We start from the raw sequence: 24846 nt of genomic DNA on the forward strand, positions 1-24846 counted from the left end.
TTGAGCTTACAGGGAGGGACTTGCAGCGTCTTTACGATCTTCTCATTATCGCCGCTATATAGACGTTGTCATCAAACTCAGGCGGCTATGCCGCCCCATCGTTTATGATGGGTTAAAATGTCTCCCAGCCATCCTGACTGGCTGGGGTTTTGATCACAGATAACGACGGTGTTTTCAGTAATACCCGCTTTAGGGTTGGCGATATGGAAACCTGCCCCTCGGTCGACAATTCGCTATCAAGGCGGAAAGCAGATACGGCCTGATTTAATCTTTCTGCCTGTTCAGTCAGAGATGCTGCGGCTGATGTCGCCTCTTCCACCAGCGCGGCATTTTGCTGCGTCACATTGTCGATGGAATGGATCGCCTGCCCGACTTGATCAATACCCTTGCTCTGCTCCTGCGAAGCAACAGAGATCTCCGCCATAATATCTGTCACGCTAGTGACCGCGTTCACAATCTCCTGCATGGTGTCACCCGCTTTACCTACCTGCTCAGAACCCGTTCTGACCAGAGAAACCGATTCGCTGATCAGGCCTTCAATCTCCTTTGCCGCCTCAGCACTGCGCTGCGCCAGTGTTCGAACCTCACCGGCAACCACGGCGAAACCACGCCCTTGTTCCCCTGCCCGAGCCGCCTCTACCGCCGCATTGAGCGCCAGAATATTGGTCTGGAAAGCGATACCATTGATAATGTTGGTGATTTCGGAGATTTTTTTCGAGCTGCGATCAATGTTTCCCATGGTTTGAACCACACCGGCGACAATATCACCGCCTTCGCGGGCTTTGCCGGACGCATTGCCTGACAATTGCGTGGCATGATTCGCGTTATCCGCATTATGTTTCACCGTAGACGTCAACTCCTCCATGCTGGCAGATGTCTGTTCCAATGCCGACGCTTGCTGTTCTGTCCGAGCGGACAGATCGGTATTCCCTGCCGAAATCTCGGTAATTCCCTGATAAATTGACTCAACCCCCTGGCGCACATTACTGACGGTTTTTACCAGCGATTGCTGCATATTTTGCAGATAATGCCCAAGTTGCCCTATCTCACCTCGTCCCCATTGCATCAGCGGCATTGTCAGGTCGCCAGAAGAAATATGCTCGATACGGGTCACCAAATCTTTCATCGGCTGGATCACGACACGACTCAGACACAGGAAAGTAAACAGTGAAACCAATACTGCGGCCACAAAACTCCCACCCATCACCATATAACCAAGCCGTGACTCACTCTGCGCTTTGCTATTCAGGATTTCTGCCCGTTGGGTACGGATAGCCACCACCTTCAACAACACCTCATTGTATGCAAGATCCAGCTTACGGGTCTTTTTCCATTCAATATCAATAACATCAGCATAGCGACCATTTTTTACCGCATCCAGCATGGGTTTAAGGCCAGTATTAACATAATCGTTATAACGTTGCTGCAACGCCTCATCCAGCGCGGCATCTGCCGGGGTTTTTACTGCCCGTCCCTGGTAGGCCGCAAAGCTCTCTGCCGACTTTTTCAGCCGTGTTTCGGCCTGGGCAATACTGCTATTGGCCGTTTCCATGTCGCTTTCACGTGCAGCCGCAGCCGCCTGAATCAACATTAGCCGGGCAGCACGCAAGTGATTAGAACTATTTGAAACACCCATCCGTACCTGTATTTCAGCAGTAACATCGTTAAGAGAATGGTTACTCAGCATCAGAAAGTGAACGGCAAAGCCGATCGACACAGCAAACAAGAGCAGGATGAGACCAATAATGGCGTTAAACAGAGGCATCAGTCGCCAGTTATGCCAAAAACTCATATCTGACGAACCCGATGAAATGGCTGAAGTATTCAATGTCTTTTCCTTTTCAAATAGAATAGCTGCCTGAATAAAATCAAAGTGGTCGAGCCGCCAGAGAACACAATCCATTGATTTAAAAGAGATTATAAAAAACAAGCATGACTGTATATAGATAAATGCCAGAATAATAAGGTCATTATTTTGGCAATATCACAATCACTAAGAGTAATACTTACAGCACCATATAATAGAGTAGCTATGTGGGTAATTGCCCACTAACTTAATAAATTTAAAAGTTCAGAAAAACGGAAAAAATAATGAGTTACGCGGAATTAACATAATTAAGTGATTCAAATTTATTCCAATCACTTCTTCACCATAAAATAATAAGGATGATAATATTAACCAGTACTGGCAGACAATACATATTCAAGCAATGGCTTGTCACAGATAAAAGCACCACACTTGGATAATAAAAAAAATAAAATACCGTAAAAGTCAAATAAACCGGAACCATGGTCCTTTTTAACCATGACCATAAGCATGGTATATCTTATTACCCCAAAACAGGCGTAAGATTAATAAAATGATAAAGCCGTTATATATCTATCAACATGATCACATATTTTATTTTGATCTTTGCTACAGCGATATCTGCATTAGCAACCGACATGCTAGTTCCGGCATTGAATATTATCAAGGAAGATCTCTCTGTCAGTTATTCTACCGTACAGGCCACAATCAGTCTCTTTCTGATATTTTTTGCTATCGGACAATTATTAGCGGGCTACTTATCTGATCGCGTAAAAAAACTGTATGTGCTTAATGGTGGAATGACTGTTTTTATCATCGGCAGCATTATTTGCAGTTATGCTGATAATGCCGCTGGATTATTGGCCGGACGGGCTCTACAGGCTATCGGTGCCAGTACGGGCCCGATTGTTGCACGGTCACTGGCGAAAGAGTGTTATGACGGCAAAAAACTTCAGCGTGTCATTGCTGATATTGCAACCGCCAGTGCAGTAATACCGCTTCTCGCGCCAGTATTGGGTGGTCAAATGGTGGAGCCGTGGGGATGGCGTTCATTGTTTTATTTTATGGCGCTATTTGGGGCAGTTACCATACTGCTGAGCTTATTCGCACCATTTAGACATCAAATAGCAGCGGCAACAGAACAAACATGTAATTACAACGATCTAATCCATAACCGTGCTTTCATTCATGGCACGTTGATTGTCACACTGACATTTTCCGGTTTGCTGTGTTTTATTTCTTTATCACCGGTGATCTATCACATCAGTATATTTTCATCACCCGCTTATTTCTCGTTTATTTTCTTTGGTGCGGTAGCCTGCTATATGCTGGGAACCCAATTAGCAAAAACAACAATCGCACATAACGTATCAATGGTTATCTCCGCACAAATCATCAGTGGTTTATTATTCCTTTTCAGTGGATTATTTTTCCCGGAAAGCCTGTCATTACTGATCATTGCTGGCATCGTTTTTAATATCGCTTCTGGTGCTATCTATCCGCAAGGCCATACCCAGGCGCTCAATGTCAATATAAAAATAGTTGGCACAGCCACTGCAATTACCGGGTTTACTCAAATGATCATCGCCGCTGTGCTCAGCTACCTTGCTGGTCTGGTTACTGACTATGTTCCACGAACAGATATTGTGCTGGGACTGTTTATTATTATTATTACTTCAGGTCAATTTTTATTTATTTTTAAATCAAGGGGAAAAACCGATGATGTAAATTGTCTTAATTAACAAAAGGAATAATTATGAACAATTGGCAAGCAAAAAAAATACAACAATCTAGAACCCATCAGAACCGGGTTTTCAATGAACATGTAAACGAATTGGAAGTTTCAGAACGACACGGTAAAGTAATTACGCTGAGCGATGGCCGACGTATGGTTGAATTTGTTTCCTGCTCTTATTTAGGATTGGAAACACATCCTGATCTTGTCGCAGCAATACATAAAGCGGTTGATAAATTTGGCGCTCAACTTTCCGTTGCCAGAACCCGAATCAAAGTCGATATTTTTAATCGCTTTGAATCATTGCTTTCGTCTATTATAGCAGGGGTGCCGGTATTATCATTTAATGCAGTAACCCCCTGCCATTTGGCTGTATTACCTTTATTGGGTTCAGGGGAATTACCTCACTTTACTTATAATAAAGGTCCGATATTTCTTTTAGATAAAACGGCCCATGCCACCATGCAAATCAATCGGGGATTATTATTGCAGTTCGGTGAAGTCCGTCGCTTTGATTTTCAGGATACTGACAGGCTGGAAAGCGAGTTTGCCGGAGCCGAGTCAAAAGGCCTGACGCCCGTATCCATTTCCGACAGTGTTGGTTCTATGGGTGGAGTGGCGCCGGTAAACCTTCTGCTGCATCTGGCTGAAAAACATAATGGCTATGTCTATCTGGATGATGCACACGGAACCAGCGTTTTCGGCAAAAACGGGGCAGGATATGTGATGGAATGTACCAATAATCACTTCCCCGAACGCCTTATTCTTGTGGGTTCTCTATCGAAAGCGTTCGGCTCTCATGGCGGTTTTGTCGCCTGCCAGAAAGAAGACACTCATCTATTTATCAAGCAATTTGGTACGACCTATGCCTTTGGCGGCCCACCGTCACTGCCAGGTATTGCCGCATGTGTTGCCGCTGCCGAGCTGCATTTAAATGGTGAAGTCACCAGGCGCCAACAATTATTGCAAAAAATGATCAACGTCTTTGATGAGGCGTTCAACGCACATCACGTCATTAATCACAACGCGTTGATGCCAATACGTGGGCTGTTTATCGGTAACGAAGATCGCGCCATTTCAGTTTGCGCGGCACTTCACGACAAGGGATTTGCAACGACAGTTGCCATGTTCCCAACCGTTGAACAGGGCAAGGCGATGTTGCGTTGCGCTATCTCAGCCAACCATAGTCCGGAACAAATCAACGCTTTCGCCTCCGCGTTTAAAGACGTGTTAGCGGTTCATTGATTCGTTCGTCCCACAGGACTGATGCGGCGTGTAATCAGCCCTGTGGTCGGTTCCGCACTAAACGTCAGTCAGGTTTCGTTGAACGCCCGGAATAATACTTCATAATTACCGTTTCGCTGGGCAAATCGGAAGGGTTGCGCCCGCTGCACCACAATTTCACCGGCAGTTGGCTGCGAAGATAATAACATCATGGTTTCACTGATAAATGCCTGTAATGGCATCGCCTGAGGATCGAACCCCCACTCGCCCTGTAAGCCGGTTTGTACCCAGGGAGGAATGATTTCAATCACCTGCACCGGGCTATTACGTAATTGGCAACGCAGTGATTGAGTGTAAGAGTGCAACGCCGCTTTGGTGGCACAATACGTCGGTGTGATAGCCTGCGGCAGAAAAGCCAGCTCAGAGGTCACGTTCAGAATTGCCGCCTGAGATTGCCGCATCAGTTGAGGCAATAAGGCGGTGGTCAGATAAATCGGTCCCAGCAAATTGGTGGCTACCGTGTCCTCCACCGCTGACAACTGTGGACGAATAAGGTCTTCCCGGCGCTGAATTCCGGCGTTATTGATCACTACATTCAACTGAGGATATCTGGCAGTGAGAGAGGCGACGAAAGCGCTCACGTCACTGGCGTTGCGCTGATCCAACACTTGATAACTCATACCCGGATTAGCTGCTGCCGCTTGTTGCAGCGGCGTTTCGTGGCGACCCGCAATAATCACCTGATTTCCTGCCACATGGAACGCTTCTGCCAACTCCCGGCCGATACCAGAACCACCGCCAGTAATCAGTATCGTATTACCCGTCATCCTCATTGGTCGCTCCGTACTCACCTGCCGCTTTTAAGCAGAATATTACGCCATGATCGCCTCTCGCTGCATATATCTGTCACAAAAAAAGCGTGATGGCGTTATCACCACGCAGGTTGGAATTCAACAACAAATAAACGTGGTCACATCCCGCTCACGCATTCGGTAAATACCACGAAAACAGCGCCCTGCCGGGTAATCAGGAGCCAGTGCAGTGCGCAATTCCAGCGTAAAAATCTGTTTAATGGTATCTAGTTCGACCATTCGGACATCCAGAAAATCAAAATAGCGCTTCACATGTGGATACAGCGCCTTATACAAGCTCTCCTTTGCCGAGAAATTCAGCGTCAACATCTCAGTAACGGTGATCTGATCCTGTGAACGCAGCCAGTTGTACTCAACCTCATCCACGATACCTGGCCACAGGCTATCCGCCCGTTCAGTAGTCATCACAGTTTCAACGTCCAGCCCGATACAAGAGAAGGTCTCACTGTGGAAATGGGCGGCACAAAATGCGCTGTCCACATTGTGACTCAGTGAACCTGACACCGTTGCTGGCCATTGCGGAGAACGATCACGCCCGTTTTGCAGGACAAAGTCACTAATACCGAGACGTTCCAGTACCTGTTTCGCCAGATAGCGCCCCGCCAGAAACTCTGCCCGTCGCTTGGGTACCGAACGCTCCATTTCCGCCGTGAGAGGAATGCCAGCGAGGAAGAACATATCGTCCCGATACGCTGGCAGGTAAAAATAACAGCGAGCACTAAACCCTGGATAAATGGTGTTGTTATCAGCCAGGTGGAATGTCATCCACTCTATTTCTTTAATAAAATCAGAAAGCATGTCACTAAACTCTCAACCGGTATGTCGAACCATCCGGTTATGTTGCTACACCACAGGGAAATGCAGGATGATAAAACTACACCTCACCCGAGGTTCGACTTACAAAGCCAGAAAAAAACCCGCAATACTGGCGCTCATTAAATTGGACAACGTACCTGCCGCTACCGCTTTCAGCCCTAGTCTGGCAATATCATGACGACGTTGAGGCGCCATACTGCCCAACCCGCCAATCAAAATAGCAATCGAGGACAGGTTGGCAAATCCGCACAACGCAAAAGAGATAATCGCCTTGGTATGCGCTGACAAAACCTGCAACCCGGAGGCAGTCACCACATTATCCGGTTTCAAGTAAGCACTAAAATTCATGTAAGCCACGAATTCATTGAGTATCAGTTTTTGTCCAATGAATGAACCCGCCACCATCGACTCATTCCACGGCACCCCAATCAGGAAAGCTATAGGCGAAAAAATCCAGCCGAGGATCATCTCCAGCGATAACTGCGGAAAATTGAACCAGCCGCCGACACCGCCAAGAATACCGTTAAGCAGCGCGATCAACGCAATAAACGCCAGCAACATAGCACCAACATTCAGTGCTAACTGCATACCGGAAGCCGCACCGCTGGCAGCAGCGTCAATGACGTTGCTCGGTTTTTCTTCATCCCCGACAAAACTGCCGATCACATCCCGGTCATGCGTTTTTTCAGTCTCCGGCATGATTAGCTTGGCAAACAGCAATCCACCCGGTGCCGCCATAAACGATGCGGCAATCAAGTATTCCAGCGGCACGCCCATCTGAGCATAACCAGCCAATACTGACCCAGCGACAGACGCCAACCCACCACACATCACGGCAAACAGCTCAGACTCAGTCATATTGGCAATATAAGGACGAACCACCAATGGTGCTTCGGTTTGACCAACAAAGATATTTGCGGTAGCAGAAAGCGACTCCGTACGCGATGTTCCGAGTACTTTCTGTAAACCACCGCCTAGAACACGAATCACCCATTGCATAATGCCCAGATAATAGAGCACCGCTATCAGTGAAGAGAAGAAGACGATAATGGGCAGAACCCGGAGGGCAAATACGAAACCGCCGCCACCAAAGACCTCAAACATTTTGCTCGATACCAGACCACCAAACATGAATGAGATTCCCTGGTTGCCGTAGGAGATCACATTGGCGACGCCTTCCGACATGCCGTTCAGGACTTCGCGTCCCAACGGAATATATAATACCAAGGCACCAATCCCGACCTGAATCAGAAACGCACCACTGACAGTACGACGGTTAATGGCCTTACGGTTGCCGGAAAGCATGACCGCAATCAATATCAGCACAGCCATACCCAACAGACTCATTAAGAGTTCCATGCGAAATTCCCTGTAGCGAGAGTGAACATAAAAATACCCGCCCAACAAAGCGGGAATACAGCCTGCCAATGGTAGCAGTTGATAACAAACACCCACGACGCAACATAGGCGAGTGGGATGCCACAAACTCATACAACATCAGGCAAAGAAAAACATCAGATAATGAGAGTCATCACCTTTTTTTGGCACAAAATTTCATTTTAGCAAAGATTTCCATACGAAACTCCCGCTCTACGGCCATTAGCCACAAAAGAAAAATAAGTTATAGTTATGAAAATAATACCGGGAAGCCGAGGAAAAACCAGAAAAGCGACAGATAGCACTCATTGGCAGGACACCGTCAACGGGAAAAGACGGTGAGTATTCTCATATAATACCGCCGCAAGCACCTCTGGCGATTCAGTACGCAGATCACATAACGACTGAAATACGGAACGGATACGTTCAGGTCGGTTAGGTTCCCCTTGATAACCACACACGGGCATATCTGGCGCATCAGTTTCCAGTAGCAAACGATCCAGCGGCAAACGGGCGATAGCCTGCCGTGTTTTATTGGCTCGCGGATAGGTAATGACACCGCCGACGCCAATATAATATCCCAATCGAATAAACGCCTGTGCCTGTTCAAAACTACCCGAAAATCCGTGTACCACCCCGGTACGTGGCAGTTGAGCCTGTTTCAATAATGCGGCCAACGGATTGTGACTCCGGCGTGAATGCAGAATAACGGGCAAATCGTATTGCTTGGCCAGTTCCAACTGAGCGTTAAGGAAGACGCATTGCCGTTCAAACTGCGGATCGTCCCGGTAAAGATCCAAGCCTATTTCACCAACCGCAACCAATCGGTGGTCACGATCATGAAGCCGAGATTCCAGCAGCGCCAAATCTGCCTCGTGATGACGCTCAATATAAAGCGGATGTAACCCAAGTGCCGCATACAACACCGGCCAGCTGTGGGCCAAATGCAGGATACGATCAAAATAATGGGACTCAACGGCAGGAATAATAATCCCTTCGACACCAGCTTGCGTCGCACGATGCAAACTTGCCACTTCGTCCGCCGCAAAAGGTGGAAAATCAAAATGACAGTGGGTATCAATAAACGCAACAGACGCGGACTGCGCAATGTTAATGGCAGTATCTGAACGGGTTTGCAATGTTTAAACCTTCAGGACAGTGCAGGATGAATCGAGGATACCTTTTTCAGTACGTCATCGTCATGCGCTTATAACACATCGGAAAGCAATTCGTGATCGTCCGCTAACCCGACTGCACAGCCGAATCGACGCTTCAGGACAATAACGGGCCACACGCCAGAAGCATACTGGTGTGAACATGACGGCACGGAAGACATGCCATCATTGGCCGCAATATTACGGACTCGCTATCCACGATAGGCAGCCCGCATCCGACCCGGCCTTAGGATTTTACTGTGAGATCGTTTTTAACACTCTTAACGCCATCAACCGATTTTGCTATTTTTTCAGCACGATCAGACTGCGCTTTGTTACCCACCTGCCCTGTTAACTGTACAACACCATCAACAGTTTCCACTCTGACATGGCGTGAAGGCACAATGTCATCCGCCAGCAATTTGGCCTTGATCGTACTGGTCGTCACTGCATCTCCGGCATAGGCCATCAATGATTGGGAGCTGGCATCCTTTACTTGAAGCTTGTCGCTGACCGACTTAACACCTTCCGTTTTAGTGGCAATTTCTACGGCGCTGATGGCCAATTTCTGACTGGTCACAAAACCGCTGAGTGTTACCACTCCCTGGGTTGTTTTAACAGAAATATCATCACTGTCGAGGGTTTTAGACGCCAATAATGCCGCTTTCACTTTCGCGGTAAGCGCGCTGTCATCAACATAACCAGATGCCGTCTGGACCGAGCTATCGATTTTATTCCCTGTGGTTTCTGCGATATTTTTTGCTTCTTGCCCGATAGTTTCCTCCGCTAGCACATAGCCACTACCGGCCAGAATCGTCACCAAAACAATCGCGATCCGCGATAGTGCAATCTTGTTAGTCTTTTTCATCAACATCGTCCTTACAGTTATCCTGTTTCATCAACAGGTTTCACTAACACCTTCCCGCCAGGATAGGCAGTCGTCATTAGCCTTGTCCCATCACAACAAACAGATTATAGAATTACAAAAAATAAAAAAATTAATATAAGAATCCACTCAAAGTCACATTGGCAGTCAAAAAAACCAGACCGCCCTACACGCAGTTAACTATAGACGACAAAAAACAAAAACCCAGGCCGTTTATGAGAAAAAAACGTTTAGAGAACGATTTAAGATTTGTCTGTGAATTAATTCGGTGGGAAAGGCCGGAAGGTAAATGCACTTAATATAATGATTATTAAAAGAAAATAATAACACAGGCTGATGACAGGAAAAGTCATCAGCCAGTCATTACCAAGCTTAGTGTTCGCGGGTCTTATGAAACTGGACCTCAGGATAACGTTCCTGAGTCAGGTTAAGGTTTACCATGGTGGGTGCGATGTACGTTAAATTATCACCGCCATCCAACGCCAGATGCTGTTCATTCTTGCGTTTGAATTCTTCAAACTTCTTAACATCACTACACTCCACCCAGCGCGCAGTGGAAACGTTGACCGATTCATACACGGCCTCTACGTTGTATTCAGTCTTCAGGCGCGCCACCACGACATCAAACTGTAGCACCCCAACCGCCCCGACAATCAGATCGTTATTGATTAACGGCCGGAATACCTGCACAGCCCCCTCTTCGGACAGCTGTACCAACCCTTTCAGTAACTGCTTCTGCTTTAACGGATCACGCAGCCGAATACGACGGAACAGTTCCGGCGCAAAGTTAGGAATACCGGTGAACTTCATATCTTCACCCTGGGTAAAAGTATCTCCAATCTGGATCGTACCGTGGTTATGTAACCCGATGATGTCGCCAGGATAAGCTTCTTCCACATGGGAACGGTCACCTGCCATGAACGTCAAGGCATCAGAGATAATAACGTCTTTGCCCGTACGCACCTGACGTAGCTTCATGCCTTTTTCATACTTACCGGACACTATCCGCATGAACGCCACACGGTCACGGTGTTTCGGGTCCATGTTAGCCTGAATTTTGAACACAAAACCGGTGAATTTTTCTTCACCAGCGTTCACCACACGAACGTCTGTTTTACGCGGCATCGGTGATGGCGCCCAGGACACAAGACCATCCAGCATATGATCCACGCCGAAATTGCCCAACGCAGTACCAAAGAATACTGGCGTTAATTCCCCGGACAAAAAGTCTTCTTCATCAAATTCATTGGAAGCGCCTTTTACCAGATCCAGCTCTTCACGCAATTGAGCCGCCAGGTCTTCCCCGACCGCCTTGTCCAGATCCGGGTTATTCAAACCTTTGACAATGCGTACTTCTTGAATGGTGTGCCCCATACCACTCTGATACAGATAGGTTTCATCTTTATAGAGATGATAAACACCTTTGAACAACTTACCGCAACCAATCGGCCAGGTAATCGGCGCGCACGCAATTTTCAATTCCCTTTCAACTTCGTCCAGCACTTCCATCGGATCACGGATATCGCGGTCCAGCTTGTTCATAAAAGTCAGGATCGGCGTATCGCGCAGACGCGTAACTTCCATCAACTTGCGAGTACGATCTTCAACCCCTTTTGCCGCATCGATCACCATCAGACAGCAATCCACTGCGGTCAGAGTACGATAGGTATCCTCCGAAAAATCCTCATGCCCTGGTGTATCCAGCAAATTGACCAGACACTCGTGATAAGGAAACTGCATTACAGAGGTAGTAATAGAAATACCGCGCTGCTTTTCCATCTCCATCCAGTCGGATTTGGCATGTTGACTGGATCCACGCCCTTTTACCGTGCCGGCGATCTGAATGGCCTGCCCGAGCAACAATACTTTTTCAGTAATCGTCGTTTTACCGGCATCGGGGTGAGAAATAATAGCAAAAGTCCTGCGGTGGGAAATCTCTTGCAAAAATGAAGGATTTGACATCTTTTTAAATCTTCTATTTTAAATAGCGAGTTATATAAAGTTCTAATGGAGTCTACTGCAAATCGCTCCAAACATGGCCTCGTTTTATGAGGCCCAATTGGCGCTTATTCTTACTGATCTTGGCACTATAAACAATCAAGGATGAGATAAATGCGCTCAAGGCTTAGTGTGGAAGAGAGTGTAGACAAGTCCAATAAGCAAGCTGATTACGTTGATTTGGTGTTATTGCATCGCTGATCACACGGAAGTAAAACCTCTTTTGGGTAAAGCGTGTTGACATCGACCACAGAGAATTACCGGTAGCACTGATAAAAATGGATACTATCCAACCACTGCCAGTATTACTCTTTCTTAATATGTTCTGACGGAGCCGCCTGCTCATCTGTATCTGCATCGGCATCTGTAGGCTCGTCCTGCACTGATGTATTGGCTGTGAGTAGATAAGGAGACTGCTGCCAGCGGGTACGTCGGTTTTGCAACAATGTTCGTGCCAGAATGATCCCTATCGCCAATGCCAGGAGAATCATTAAACGCAGAATATTGGTGGTGTTATCCACCTGCGTGGCTTCTGTCACCAATACATGAGTATCCAGCGTGATACGCAGGAAACCTATCGGTCCGTCTTTACCATTCACGGGTTCCACTAGTTGATGATTAAAGTAGCTGCCTACCCTATTTCCATCCAGCGCCAACCGATCCCGGACATCAATTTTTTCGCCGGCTCGCGCGACCAGCGTCCCATCCTGCTGATAAATTGCAGCGTCCAGAATACGGCTATGATCCGTTAAGTTCTTTAGCATGGCGTTGATTTTCTGGCTATTATCATCACTACTTTCCATCAAGGGCGTCAGTGTATAAGCCACCTGTTTTGCCAATGTGCGCGCCAGTTCTTCAACCTGCTCTGAACGTGCCATCTGATGGTTCAGGCTGAAGTAAGAAGCTCCCTGCATCAATATGACCAGCAGAGCCAAACAAATCAGAACGATGGCTGTGCGATGTAAACGAAATTTTATCCGGGTCCGAACCATGGGAATACCTACGCGATTTGGATACTTTAATGTTGCCAGAAGCGCCGACGATAGGATAGCTTGTTGCGTTGATTTATGATTGTCCTTTTTGTGACCATCCAACACACCATCAATTCATCGTTACCCGCTGGAAAGGATTTACCCATGTCGAACCATTTAACCTATCGAGATCTACCGACAGAAATCAACTGTTGGCCGAATCTGCCGCTCTCACTGAGTGGCGATGAAGTCATGCCTCTCGATTATCGGGCTGGCTACACTGGTTGGTTGCTGTATGGGGATGTGCTCGATAAATATCTACTTTCCCGGGTTCAGCAACACCTCGGCGATCCACTGGTCGTCGTCAGCGCCTGGAGTGTAGATGATTATCAGGTGGTGCGACTGGCCGGTATATTGACACCTCGCGCCACCCAAGTCGCCCATGACCTGGGGCTCGATGTCGCTGAAATGGACAATATGCCCAGCCTGCGCGCGCCAGGTTTACTGGTGATGGATATGGACTCGACGGCCATTCAGATTGAGTGTATTGATGAGATTGCCAAACTGGCCGGTACTGGCGAGATGGTAGCCGATGTTACCGAACGGGCCATGCGTGGTGAACTGGATTTTGCTGCTAGTCTGCGCCAGCGGGTAGCAACCTTAAAAGGTGCCGATGCCAACATACTGCGTCAGGTTCGGGATAGTCTGCCTTTGACACCCGGACTGAAAGTGATGGTGAAACAGCTACAGGACGCTGGCTGGTATATTGCTATTGCCTCTGGTGGTTTCACCTATTTTTCCGACTATTTGCGTGAAGAGCTCGATCTGGTCGCCGCCGTGGCAAATGAAATGGGTATGCGTGACGGTAAACTTACCGGTGAAGTGGTTGGCCCGATTATTGATGCCAGATATAAAGCGGATACGCTACGCCAGTTAGCAGAAAAGCTGGAAATACCGGTGAAACAAACGGTGGCTATCGGCGATGGCGCCAATGATCTGTTGATGATTCAAGCTGCCGGACTGGGCATTGCTTATCATGCCAAGCCCAAGGTTAACGCCCAGACATCAATCAGCATTCGTCATGCCGATCTGACCGGCGTATTGTGTATCCTGAGTGGTAGTCTTCGGCACGAAATCCGTTAATTTATCGAGGTAATCCGTGGCAAAAGCAGCCAAACGCGCATTTGTGTGCAATGAGTGTGGCGCCGATTATCCACGCTGGCAGGGGCAGTGCAGTGCCTGCCAGGCCTGGAACAGCATTACTGAAGTTCGCCTGGCCGCGGCCGTATCCTCATCGCGAAGCGACCGTTTCTCTGGCTACGCCGGAGAGAATGCCGGCATCAGCCGGGTACAAAAGCTTTCCGACATCAGTTTGGAAGACCTGCCGCGTTTCTCCACTGGATTCCTGGAGTTTGACCGCGTACTCGGTGGTGGTGTCGTTCCCGGCAGTGCCATTCTGATTGGCGGAAATCCGGGAGCCGGTAAAAGTACGCTGCTGCTGCAAACGCTGAGCAAACTGGCCGGACAGATGAAAACATTGTACGTCACGGGTGAAGAATCCCTGCAACAGGTGGCAATGCGTGCCCATCGTCTGGGATTACCGACTCAGAATATCAATATGCTGTCGGAAACCAGCATTGAGCAGATCTGTCTGATTGCCGAACAGGAACAACCCAGACTGATGGTGATCGACTCCATTCAGGTGATGCATCTTGCCGATATCCAGTCCTCCCCCGGCAGTGTGGCGCAAGTGCGAGAAACCGCAGCATACCTGACGCGCTTTGCCAAAACCCGTGGTGTCGCCATTATTATGGTCGGGCATGTGACCAAAGACGGTTCATTAGCCGGCCCGAAAGTACTGGAACACTGTATCGACTGTTCCGTCATGTTGGACGGCGATGCCGATTCTCGCTTCCGTACCCTGCGCAGCCATAAAAATCGCTTCGGTGCGGTTAATGAGCTGGGCGTATTTGCAATGACGGAACAAGGATTGCGGGAAATCAATAATCCATCGGCTATCTTCCTCAGCCGCGGCGATGAAGTGACTTCCGGCAGTTCGGTAATGGTGGTATGGGAAGGCACCAGGCCATTATTGGTGGAAATTCAGGCACTGGTAGATCACTCCATGATGGCTAACCCACGGCGAGTAGCGGTGGGTCTGGAACAAAACCGTTTGGCTATTCTGCTGGCGGTGTTGCACCGTCACGGTGGTTTACAGATGTCTGATCAGGACGTATTTGTGAACGTCGTTGGGGGTGTGAAAGTCACCGAAACCAGCGCTGACCTGGCGCTATTGCTCTCACTGGTCTCCAGCCTGCGTGATCGGCCACTGCCGCAAGATTTGGTGGTGTTTGGGGAAGTCGGCCTGGCGGGAGAAATTCGTCCGGTACCCAGTGGTCAGGAGCGTATCGCCGAAGCATCAAAGCATGGTTTCAAACGCGCGATTGTGCCTTTCGCCAACATGCCGAAAAAACCACCCACCACCATGCAGGTGTTTGGTGTAAAAAAACTGGCCGACGCGCTGGCGATACTCGACGAGCTGTAACGGTGCATTTGCTTTGGATTGTCGCGGGCACTCTGTGATATTTTGTTTAGTTAGCTAAACAGGAGTGTCGGACAATGTCACCATACGATTATCTTAAATCTGCTATCAGGCAAAAAGGATGCACCCTACAGCAGGTGGCTGATGCCACGGATATGACAAAAGGCTATCTCAGCCAGTTAATCAACGCCAAAATAAAAAGCCCCAGCGCCCAAAAACTCGAAGCACTACACCGTTTCCTCGGGCTTGAATTCCCTTATCATCAAAAAAGCATCGGCGTGGTGTTCGGTAAATTTTACCCGCTACATACCGGCCATATTTATCTGATTCAACGCGCTTGCAGTCAGGTGGATGAACTGCATGTGGTTTTAGGCTATGACGAACCGCGGGATCGTCTGTTGTTTGAACACAGTTCCATGTCTCAGCAACCTACCGTTAGTGATCGACTGCGCTGGCTGTTACAAACCTTTAAATATCAGAAAAATATTCATATTCATGCCTTCAATGAACAAGGTATGGAACCTTATCCGCATGGCTGGGATGTGTGGAGCCGGGGTATCAAGAATTTCATGGTCGAGAAGGGAATCGAGCCTAACTACGTCTACACCAGCGAAGAGCAGGATGCACCACAATACAACGAACATCTGGGCATCGATACTGTGTTGGTCGATCCTAAACGCTCATTCATGAACATCAGTGGCGCACAGATACGCCAGGACCCCTTCCGTTACTGGGAATATATTCCCACCGAAGTGAAACCGTTCTTTGTCCGCACGGTGGCGATTCTGGGTGGTGAATCCAGCGGAAAATCCACACTAGTGAACAAACTGGCGAATATTTTCAATACCAGTAGTGCCTGGGAGTACGGCCGTGACTATGTGTTCTCCCATCTTGGGGGGGATGAAATGGCACTGCAATATTCCGATTACGATAAAATCGCACTAGGTCAGGCACAATATATTGATTTTGCAATAAAATATGCTAATAAAGTTGCTTTTATCGATACGGATTTCATTACTACTCAGGCGTTTTGCAAAAAATACGAAGGCCGAGAGCACCCGTTCGTACAGGCGCTGGTTGAAGAGTACCGTTTCGATCTGGTGATCCTGCTGGAAAACAATACTCCATGGGTCGCGGATGGCTTACGCAGCCTCGGCAGCGCATCAGACCGGCAAGCGTTCCAGGATCTGTTGAAAGCCATGTTGATAGAAAACAAGGTGTCGTACGTTGATGTCAGCGACTCTGACTATGATGGCCGTTTCCTGCGTTGTGTTGAGCTGGTGCAGAACATGCTGGGACACCCACATAGAAATCAATAACCTAACCGTAGCATCCTCAGGATTTACCACTGCCAGCAATGAGAAGGTGTAATAATTTCCGGTAACGCAACATCCCAATTATCCACGGGTAATGCCTCTACCTGCTGGCAATCATGTGCCAGCCCGATGGGATAAGGTCCACGCTGCTGCCAGTGTTGTAACGTGCGATCATAGAAACCACCACCCATACCCAACCGTTGTCCCCGCGCATCGAACGCCACCAGCGGAGCTAGCAAGATGTCCAGGTGCGTTGGAGGCAATACCTTGCGGACATCCAGACGTGGTTCCATCACCTTCAAGCGGTTTTGCACCAACTCGGTTTCACTGTCATAGCGTAAAAAAAGCAAATGTCCCGGGCTGAATGGGTGCAGCACCGGCAGATAAACCTGTTTTTGCTGCTGCCAGAGCGCCTGAATCAATGGTTGAGTATTTAATTCGCCATCAAACGAAAGGAAGACTGCCACGCGCGTTGCATGTTGTAAACGGGGATGGCTCATCACCCGTTCTGTTGCCTGACGGGCAAATTCAGCCTGCTGTTCAGCACTGAGTTGACGGCGACGTTGTCGCACTTCCTGACGAAGAGACTGACGTAACAACTGGTTAGAAAGGGGATTAACTGAAGGAGCGATCACTGGCATAGAAATCAACTACCGTACTGAGTAATTCAGGAAACAAGAGAGGGAATGGAATCTCCGAGATGCCGCCGTAGGCTGTAACCCTTGAACCCATGGTTCAAGGTGAACGCAACGTCGCAATCTTAAGGCTTCTCGGCCGAACCGAGCGTGCTCACCAACCACGGATCGTTACATTCTATTGGTATAAATATCGGCTCAGGGGACTGGCCCACTGGCAAACATCTCAGAGAAATTTTGTTCTTTACTCGGGTTAACTTTAACACGTCTGGCAACGTAGTGTTACCACAAAATACCGGACTTTTGTCAAAACGCGATGTTACTCAAACTGTGGGCCTTGGCGTTCTGTAATTTGCCCTTGTTCCAACAACGCCTGTTCAATGGTTTGTTGCAACATACGAATCCGCTGTTCCATGTTGGTCGCATAATCACGAGTTTTTAATCGTTCCTGCGCCAGTTCATGACACACATTGAGTGCGGCAATAAACACCAATTGCTCAGTGTTCGTGACTCTAGTGCGAATTTTGAGGTCTTGCAACCGCTGGTTAAGATCTTCCGCCGCCTGATTCAACGCATCCTGTTGTTCTGGCGGGCAATTAACTCTTAACGAACGACCAAATATTTGAATATCTACCGGTTGTGCAGACATGTCACCTTCCTGCCTTGTTTCATCTCACGCCCACATAAGATTTTATCCTGTGCCGCCGGGTAAGGGCCGGTTAAAAGCGGACGCTACTATATATATCCCAAAATATAAGATACAAGCCCTTTCTGGTGTAGCAACGGAGCTTGGTGGTAGCATAACACGAACTCCTTCTGCCAACGACGACGAATGCGCATGTCTATAGTGAATACATTCCCAGGCTATGAAGCCATTGACCATTTGCTGCAACAACAACAAGTCGCCCTGACGGCCGCTGAAATGCACGGCCTAATCAGCGGTGTACTCTGTGCCGGTAACCAGGACGACAGCTGGAAAACGCTAGTTTCCGAATTAACCAATGAAGGGCTGGCTTTTCCGCAAACGCTGGCGCAACCACTGCAACAGCTCTATCAAGTAACCCGCGATACGCTGGAAGATGATGGATTTATGTTCCGGATGTTCCTGCCGGATGACACGCAAAATGATGTCAGCGTATTTGATCGCGCCGACGCGTTGGCCGGTTGGGTTAATCATTTTTTGTTGGGGCTGGGCGTTGTGCAGCCACGGTTGGACAAAGCCCAGGGTGACCTGAAGGAAGTGATTGACGATCTACGAAATATCGCTCAACTGGGCTATGACGAAGACGAAGACAAAGAAGAACTGGAACAGTCGCTGGAAGAAATCATCGAGTATGTGCGGGTCGCCGCCATCATGTGCCATAACGAATTTACACATCCGGCAGCCACGGCGCCGGAACAGAAAAAACCGACACTGCATTGATCACGGCATGCCGCACCACGAGATATGTTCGATGCTGACTATTCAGGAGCAGATGATGAACCAACAAGAATACCTCCGCCGCCGTCTGGCTCTGCTGGATAAAATGGTTCCCGCCAGTGCTGCGGTTATTTATGCCGCTCCAGAAGCCCAGCGCAACGCCGACAGTGATTACCCCTATCGGCAGAACAGTGATTTCTGGTATTTCACCGGTTTTAACGAACCTGAAGCGGTGCTCCTGCTGATTAAGAGTGATGAAAACCACCACCATAGTGTGCTGTTCAACCGCGTTCGCGACCTTACGGCGGAGATCTGGTTTGGCCGTCGTTTGGGCCAGGAAGGCGCTCTCGCTACGCTGGGAGTAGACCGTGCCTTACCGTTCGATGAAATCAAGGACCAACTGCACTTATTACTGAATGGACTCGATGTGGTCTATCACGCACAGGGACAGTACCACTACGCGGATCAGCAGGTGTTCCACGCGCTGGAGATATTGCGTAACGGCACCCGTCAGGGCCTCAGTGCACCACCGACCATAACTGACTGGCGCCCGTTGGTGCATGAAATGCGGCTGTTCAAGTCACCACAGGAAATCGACATCATGCGCAAGGCGGGGGAGATTACCGCACTGGCGCATACCCGCGCGATGGAGAAGTGTCGTCCAGGCATGTTTGAGTACCAGCTTGAGGGAGAAATCCACCATGAGTTTACGCGCCATGGTGCTCGTTATCCTTCTTACAACACCATTGTGGGTAGCGGTGAAAACGCCTGTATTTTGCACTACACCGAAAATGAATGTCAGATGCATGACGGTGATCTGGTATTGATCGACGCAGGTTGCGAGTATCAAGGCTACGCAGGCGATATTACCCGCACCTTTCCGGTCAATGGTAAATTTACCGCCCCACAGCGGGCTATTTACGACATCGTCCTGGCGTCTGAACGCCGGGCAATCGAACTGTTCGCGCCAGGTCGCAGTATCCGGGACGTGAACGAAGAAGTGGTGCGCATCATGCTGAACGGGTTGATGAAACTCGGCATTCTACAAGGTGAAATAGAGACACTGATTTCAGAGCAGGCCCATCGCCCGTTCTTTATGCATGGTCTGAGCCATTGGCTGGGACTCGATGTGCATGACGTTGGTGACTATGGTTCCACCGACCGCGGTCGCCTACTGGAACCAGGTATGGTACTGACGGTAGAACCGGGCTTGTATATATCCCCGAATGCCGATGTTCCATTGCAATACCGTGGTATTGGCATACGAATTGAAGACGATATCGTGATTACCGAACACGGTAACGACGTATTGACCGCCGGTGTAGTGAAAGACGCCGATGCCATTGAAGCGCTGATGGCAAACGCTATGGGTAAGATGCAATGACCATCATGATTGTCGGAGGAGGTATGGCGGGTGCCACGCTGGCGCTGGCGATATCCAACCTTTCCCAGGGGAAGATCCCGGTTGATCTGATTGAAGCCCGGTCGCCTTTCGAACACCAGCACCCTGGTTTTGATGCCAGAGCCATCGCGCTGGCGGAAGGAACTAGCCAACAGCTGGATGCCATTGGTATCTGGTCATCACTGATGGATGCCGCGACCCCGATTACCACTGTACATGTCAGTGATCGTGGTCATGCCGGATATGTTTACCTGAACGCCTCAGATTATCGGGTTCCGGCGCTGGGACATGTGGTGGAACTACACGATGTGGGCAAACGGTTATTCTCCCTACTGCAACAGGCTCCCGGTGTCCGACTGCATTGCCCGGCAACCGTGGTGGACGTCGCCCGCACAATAGATAACGCCACATTGACGCTAAATAACGGCATCCAACTCACCGGGCAGCTACTGGTGGCCGCCGACGGTTCCCGCTCTATGCTGGCGCAGGCGTCCGGTATCGGTTGGCAGCAGCATCCTTATCATCAGATTGCCGTTATCGCTAATGTCATGACCTCACAACCTCATCAAGGACGGGCGTTTGAACGCTTTACCCAGCACGGCCCACTGGCACTGCTGCCGATGAGCAAGAACCGCAGTTCGCTGGTATGGTGTCATGCACAGGAGCGTCAGGACGACGTCGACAACTGGAGCGAAGCCGAATTCCGTCATCAGCTACAGTTGGCCTTCGGCTGGCGGTTGGGTGCCTTTACCCACATCGGTGAGCGTCACAGTTATGCGCTAAATCTGCTTACCGCTACCCGCCACATCAGCCATCGTCTGGCGTTGGTGGGCAATGCGGCACAGACACTGCATCCCATCGCCGGTCAGGGTTTCAACCTCGGATTACGGGATGTGATGACGCTGGCAGAAACGCTGGTGGATGCGGTTCAACGTGGTGAAGATCCCGGCAGTTATGCAGTGTTGCACCGTTATCAGCAACGACGCCAATCTGATCAGGACACAACTGTCGCCATTACCGACGGTCTGGTGCGCATGTTCGCCAACCGCTATTTTGCGCTGGAAGTCGGTCGTAACCTGGGCTTAATGGCCATGAATAGCCTGCCAGTGCTACGGGATGCGCTTGCGCGCCGTACTCTGGGTTGGGTGGAACGATAAACCGCCACAGACGCGGACACACAGGAATTCACTCTTTATGCAATCATTTGACGTGGTAATCGCGGGCGGTGGCATGGTCGGTCTGGCGCTGGCCTGTGGTCTACAAGGCAGTGGACTGCGCGTTGCCGTGCTGGAAAAGCAGCCGATGGACGAACAACCGTCGGGACCCGACCACACCTTGCGCGTCTCGGCCATCAATACCGCCAGTGAGTATCTGCTGCGACAACTGGGCGTCTGGCAATCCATTACGGAACAACGTGTCAGCCCTTATAACGACATGTTCGTCTGGGACCAGGACAGTTTTGGTCATATCAGTTTCAGCGGTAAAGAATTTGGGTTTTCCCATTTGGGCCACATCATTGAAAATAATGTGATTCAACGCGCGTTATGGCAACGAGCATCCCATGCCAGCGACATCACGCTGATGGCGCCAGTCACGCTGAAACAGGTAGTCTGGGGCGATAACGAAGCGTTTATCACCCTGGAAGACGGCGGGATGTTAACCGCGCGGCTGGTGGTGGGTGCCGATGGCGCGCATTCCTGGCTACGCCAGCACGCTGATATTCCGTTGACATTCCGGGATTACGGTCATCACGCGCTGGTGGCGAATATCCGTACTGTCAACCCGCATCAGTCCGTCGCCAGACAAGTTTTTCATGGTGACGGGATGTTGGCGTTTCTACCATTAAGCGATCCTTACCTGAGCTCCATTGTCTGGTCATTACCTCCCACGCGAGCCCAGATGCTGATGGCTCTGCCTGCGGACGAATTCAACAAACAACTGGCAATGGAATTCGATATGCGTCTTGGGTTGTGCCAGGTAGAGAGTCAGCGCCAATCCTTCCCGCTGACCGCACGTTATGCCCGCAGTTTTGCTGCTCATCGGCTGGTGTTGATGGGAGATGCCGCCCATACCATTCACCCGCTGGCCGGTCAGGGTGTAAATCTGGGTTTTATGGACGTCGCCGAATTGATTGCCGAACTGAAACGACTGCAATCACAAGGTAAGGACATTGGGGAATATCTCTACTTACGTCGCTATGAACGCAAGCGCAAGCACAGCGCCGCGCTGATGCTGGCCAGCATGCAAAGTTTCCGCGATCTGTTCGCAGGCAACCATCCCGCCAAGAAATTACTGCGTGATATCGGTCTGAAACTGGCGGATACCCTGCCAGGTATAAAAACCACGCTGGTGCGCCAGGCCATGGGGTTAAACGACCTGCCGGCCTGGTTGGAAGAAAAACAGTAATCGGTTGCCATAGTGGGGCGCGATCCCCGCTATGGACACTCCCCCCACACACACCATCCGGATATTCGCCTCGCTTTCTCACTCGATTCGTCATTGTGTTGTAAATCTGTGACATTTCCCCGTCATTCCTTTCACCCACTGCCTGCTTGACGAAAGAAGTGGCACGCATCGGAAGGTCAGCTACATTCCCCGCTCCCTATACTGTGACTGCCTGATGTCACTGGCGCTATTCATACATTGCGCACCTGAGTTTATTAAATATAAAACAAGGGGTTATAGACAATGAGTTCATCTATTCTTCTCGGTATTTTCTGGCATTTTATCGGTGCGGCCAGTGCCGCCTGCTTTTATGCTCCCTTTAAGAAGGTAAGAAACTGGTCCTGGGAAACCATGTGGTCGCTGGGAGGATTTTTCTCCTGGGTTATTCTGCCCTGGGTCATCAGCGCGCTGCTGCTGCCAGACTTCTGGGCCTATTACCGGTCATTCAGTCTGACCACCCTACTGCCCGTGTTTCTTTTCGGCGCCATGTGGGGAGTGGGCAATATCAATTACGGCCTGACAATGCGCTACCTGGGGATGTCGATGGGTATCGGCATCGCCATTGGTATTACCCTCATCGTCGGTACGCTGATGACACCGTTACTACAGGGCAAATTTAGTCTGCTGTTCGGTTCAGTCGGTGGAAAAATGACACTACTCGGCGTGCTGATCGCCGTGATCGGCGTAGGCATCGTCAGCTATGCAGGCTTATTGCGCGAACGCGCCCTGAAAATTCAGGTGGAAGAGTTCAATCTCAGGAAAGGATTAATCCTGGCTATCCTGTGCGGTTTTTTTTCTGCCGGTATGTCATTCGCTATAGCCGCCGCCAAACCCATGCACGACCAGGCACTGGCGTTAGGTATCAATCCACTTTATGTCGCTTTACCCAGCTATGTGGTAATTATGGGTGGTGGTGCGATCATTAACCTTGGTTATTGCTTTATCCGGCTGGCAACCTGTAAGAACTTGTCCCTGAAAGCGGATCTCTCTCAGGCCAGGCCGCTGCTGATTGCCAACATCATCTTTTCCATCCTCGGCGGCACAATGTGGTACCTGCAATTTTTCTTCTACGCCTGGGGACAAGCCAACATTCCCGCCAACTTCGCCTATATCAGTTGGATGTTGCACATGAGCTTTTATGTGCTGTGTGGTGGAATTGTCGGACTGCTGCTGAAAGAATGGAACGGTGCAGGGAAACATCCCCGTCGAGTGCTGATCATTGGTTGTCTGGTGATTATTCTGGCTGCCAATGTGGTGGGTATCGGCATGGCATCCTGATAATAGGATTCTGAAGATTATTCACGGACACGACTGGAATAAGTTTGGCAATATCAGTACGCGGTATCCCGCCATTACCTGGGATACCGCGCTATCAGCTCACGGTCTGAAAGCGCTGTCGGTAGATGCTGGGAGAAACACCAAACGCCTGGTGGAATACTACCGAGAAGTAATTGCTGTCTTCAAAACCACACTGTGCCGCCACTTCACCGATTGTCCGCTGGTTATAGCGTAATAACTCCATCGCCCGACATAGACGCAGTTGACGCAGATAGTGCGACACACTCATGCTGGTCTGTTGTTTGAAACGCGCGCCTAAGCTGCGCATGCTAAACCCGTGCAATTGGCAAAATACGTCAAAACGGAAAGGCAGCGCGATACTGGCACGCAGTGCGTTCATCAGTAAATCCAACTGATGGGCATCCGCCAATTGTGGGCTATCCGGATCATGACGATAACGCAGCGCCAGCAGGGCTATCTGCAATAACAGCGCTTCGCTGAGTTGGAGTGACAGCGCATCTGACTTCATACATTCCTGCGCTAATATATCCACATTGCCCCGTATGATATCCATGCTTTGCAATCCAAGGCGCCAGTAGCGCTGATGTTGTGGGATATCGACGCCCGGAAGCAGGTTTTGCCAGTCGGCAAGCAGCGTCAGACGGTCGCGGATATACAGGATATTGTCCAGCTCCAGCTCGTGGACAGACTCGTAACTGTGACGATCACTGGACGTCACGTAGAACAAATCGCCACAAGTAATGCGATACGGTACATCATTCCAGATATGCAATCCGTTACCACGCCAGACGATCACCAACTCTTCAAAATCATGATGATGCATCGGAAACGCCGGTTGTGGACTACGTTCCGCTACCATGATCCGCATTTTATCGGTTAGAAAATAATCTTTCGTATGTAACATTAAGTCGCGTGAATTCACCTGACTCACCTATCGCCTGTAACTG

At 49.5% G+C, this 24846-nt stretch carries 21 protein-coding genes and 1 other RNA gene; 10 read left to right on the forward strand and 12 right to left on the reverse strand.

The annotated features are described in order from the left end of the window. Positions 1–112: 112 nt before the first annotated feature. Positions 113–1828 (reverse strand): methyl-accepting chemotaxis protein, encoded by a 1716-nt coding sequence (locus CWC46_RS22530; protein ID WP_037380533.1) that lies wholly within the window; start codon positions 1826–1828, stop codon positions 113–115. A 560-nt stretch (positions 1829–2388) separates the two neighbouring features. On the opposite strand from CWC46_RS22530, the gene CWC46_RS22535 reads away from it, so the two are divergent. Both CWC46_RS22535 and CWC46_RS22540 read left to right on the forward strand, forming a co-directional pair. After that, positions 2389–3549, forward strand: a complete 1161-nt coding sequence (locus CWC46_RS22535; protein WP_021014292.1) for an MFS transporter — start codon at positions 2389–2391, stop codon at positions 3547–3549. Between the two features lie 14 nt (positions 3550–3563). Beyond that, the gene (locus CWC46_RS22540; RefSeq protein WP_021014291.1) at positions 3564–4787 is read left to right on the forward strand and encodes an aminotransferase class I/II-fold pyridoxal phosphate-dependent enzyme; all 1224 of its coding nucleotides are present in this window, start codon (positions 3564–3566) and stop codon (positions 4785–4787) included. Positions 4788–4855: 68 nt separating this feature from the next. Here CWC46_RS22540 and CWC46_RS22545 read toward each other — a convergent pair whose 3' ends face one another. The 7 genes from CWC46_RS22545 to CWC46_RS22575 form a co-directional block, all read right to left on the reverse strand. Then, the gene (locus CWC46_RS22545; RefSeq protein ID WP_021014290.1) at positions 4856–5599 is read right to left on the reverse strand and encodes an SDR family oxidoreductase; all 744 of its coding nucleotides are present in this window, start codon (positions 5597–5599) and stop codon (positions 4856–4858) included. 117 nt (positions 5600–5716) lie between these two features. Then, positions 5717–6436, reverse strand: coding sequence for a 4'-phosphopantetheinyl transferase family protein (locus CWC46_RS22550; RefSeq protein WP_021014289.1), 720 nt, complete (start codon positions 6434–6436; stop codon positions 5717–5719). Positions 6437–6535: 99 nt separating this feature from the next. Continuing rightward, entirely contained in the window at positions 6536–7813 is a 1278-nt protein-coding gene (locus CWC46_RS22555) for a NupC/NupG family nucleoside CNT transporter (RefSeq protein ID WP_021014288.1), read from the reverse strand. A 323-nt stretch (positions 7814–8136) separates the two neighbouring features. Beyond that, a complete protein-coding gene (locus tag CWC46_RS22560; RefSeq protein ID WP_021014287.1) occupies positions 8137–8970 on the reverse strand; it encodes a TatD family hydrolase in 834 nt (277 codons plus the stop codon). 262 nt (positions 8971–9232) lie between these two features. Next, the gene (gene osmY, locus CWC46_RS22565; RefSeq protein ID WP_021014286.1) at positions 9233–9853 is read right to left on the reverse strand and encodes a molecular chaperone OsmY; all 621 of its coding nucleotides are present in this window, start codon (positions 9851–9853) and stop codon (positions 9233–9235) included. A gap of 390 nt (positions 9854–10243) precedes the next feature. After that, on the reverse strand, positions 10244–11833 hold the full coding sequence (gene prfC, locus CWC46_RS22570) for a peptide chain release factor 3 (RefSeq protein ID WP_021014285.1): 1590 nt from the start codon (positions 11831–11833) through the stop codon (positions 10244–10246). Between the two features lie 341 nt (positions 11834–12174). Next, a complete protein-coding gene (locus tag CWC46_RS22575) occupies positions 12175–12861 on the reverse strand; it encodes a YtjB family periplasmic protein (RefSeq protein WP_021014284.1) in 687 nt (228 codons plus the stop codon). A 144-nt stretch (positions 12862–13005) separates the two neighbouring features. On the opposite strand from CWC46_RS22575, the gene serB reads away from it, so the two are divergent. From serB to nadR, 3 genes are all read left to right on the forward strand, one after another. Continuing rightward, positions 13006–13983: a phosphoserine phosphatase gene (gene serB / locus CWC46_RS22580; protein ID WP_021014283.1), complete on the forward strand. Its 978-nt coding sequence runs from the start codon at positions 13006–13008 to the stop codon at positions 13981–13983. Between the two features lie 16 nt (positions 13984–13999). Next, a complete protein-coding gene (gene radA, locus CWC46_RS22585; RefSeq protein ID WP_021014282.1) occupies positions 14000–15385 on the forward strand; it encodes a DNA repair protein RadA in 1386 nt (461 codons plus the stop codon). A 74-nt stretch (positions 15386–15459) separates the two neighbouring features. Continuing rightward, positions 15460–16701 (forward strand): multifunctional transcriptional regulator/nicotinamide-nucleotide adenylyltransferase/ribosylnicotinamide kinase NadR, encoded by a 1242-nt coding sequence (gene nadR / locus CWC46_RS22590; RefSeq protein ID WP_021014281.1) that lies wholly within the window; start codon positions 15460–15462, stop codon positions 16699–16701. 23 nt (positions 16702–16724) lie between these two features. On the opposite strand, the gene CWC46_RS22595 is transcribed toward nadR, so the two are convergent. The 3 genes from CWC46_RS22595 to zapA form a co-directional block, all read right to left on the reverse strand. Next, the gene (locus CWC46_RS22595) at positions 16725–17339 is read right to left on the reverse strand and encodes a 5-formyltetrahydrofolate cyclo-ligase (RefSeq protein WP_021014280.1); all 615 of its coding nucleotides are present in this window, start codon (positions 17337–17339) and stop codon (positions 16725–16727) included. Positions 17340–17386: 47 nt separating this feature from the next. Further along, positions 17387–17569, reverse strand: a non-coding RNA gene (ssrS, locus tag CWC46_RS22600) — 6S RNA. Between the two features lie 83 nt (positions 17570–17652). Next, positions 17653–17982 carry a cell division protein ZapA gene (zapA, locus tag CWC46_RS22605; protein ID WP_021014279.1) on the reverse strand — a complete coding sequence of 110 codons (330 nt, stop codon included), beginning with the start codon at positions 17980–17982 and terminating at the stop codon, positions 17653–17655. A 189-nt stretch (positions 17983–18171) separates the two neighbouring features. Between zapA and CWC46_RS22610 the strand changes: the two genes are divergently transcribed. From CWC46_RS22610 to rhaT, 5 genes are all read left to right on the forward strand, one after another. Continuing rightward, positions 18172–18756: a YecA/YgfB family protein gene (locus CWC46_RS22610; protein WP_037380528.1), complete on the forward strand. Its 585-nt coding sequence runs from the start codon at positions 18172–18174 to the stop codon at positions 18754–18756. A gap of 55 nt (positions 18757–18811) precedes the next feature. Continuing rightward, complete coding sequence (gene pepP / locus CWC46_RS22615) at positions 18812–20137, forward strand: Xaa-Pro aminopeptidase (RefSeq protein ID WP_021014277.1); 1326 nt, start codon at positions 18812–18814, stop codon at positions 20135–20137. Continuing rightward, positions 20134–21312 carry a 2-octaprenyl-6-methoxyphenyl hydroxylase gene (ubiH, locus tag CWC46_RS22620; RefSeq protein WP_037380525.1) on the forward strand — a complete coding sequence of 393 codons (1179 nt, stop codon included), beginning with the start codon at positions 20134–20136 and terminating at the stop codon, positions 21310–21312. The genes pepP and ubiH overlap by 4 nt, the downstream gene beginning before the upstream one ends. A gap of 37 nt (positions 21313–21349) precedes the next feature. Beyond that, on the forward strand, positions 21350–22561 hold the full coding sequence (gene ubiI / locus CWC46_RS22625) for an FAD-dependent 2-octaprenylphenol hydroxylase (RefSeq protein WP_021014275.1): 1212 nt from the start codon (positions 21350–21352) through the stop codon (positions 22559–22561). A gap of 282 nt (positions 22562–22843) precedes the next feature. Continuing rightward, positions 22844–23878 (forward strand): L-rhamnose/proton symporter RhaT, encoded by a 1035-nt coding sequence (rhaT, locus tag CWC46_RS22630; RefSeq protein WP_021014274.1) that lies wholly within the window; start codon positions 22844–22846, stop codon positions 23876–23878. A 94-nt stretch (positions 23879–23972) separates the two neighbouring features. Here the strand turns inward: rhaT and CWC46_RS22635 are convergent, their stop codons facing one another. After that, positions 23973–24803: a helix-turn-helix domain-containing protein gene (locus CWC46_RS22635; RefSeq protein ID WP_037380522.1), complete on the reverse strand. Its 831-nt coding sequence runs from the start codon at positions 24801–24803 to the stop codon at positions 23973–23975. Positions 24804–24846: the final 43 nt, after the last annotated feature.

The organism is Prodigiosinella confusarubida (assembly GCF_002847015.1).
Lineage (GTDB): Bacteria > Pseudomonadota > Gammaproteobacteria > Enterobacterales > Enterobacteriaceae > Prodigiosinella > Prodigiosinella aquatilis.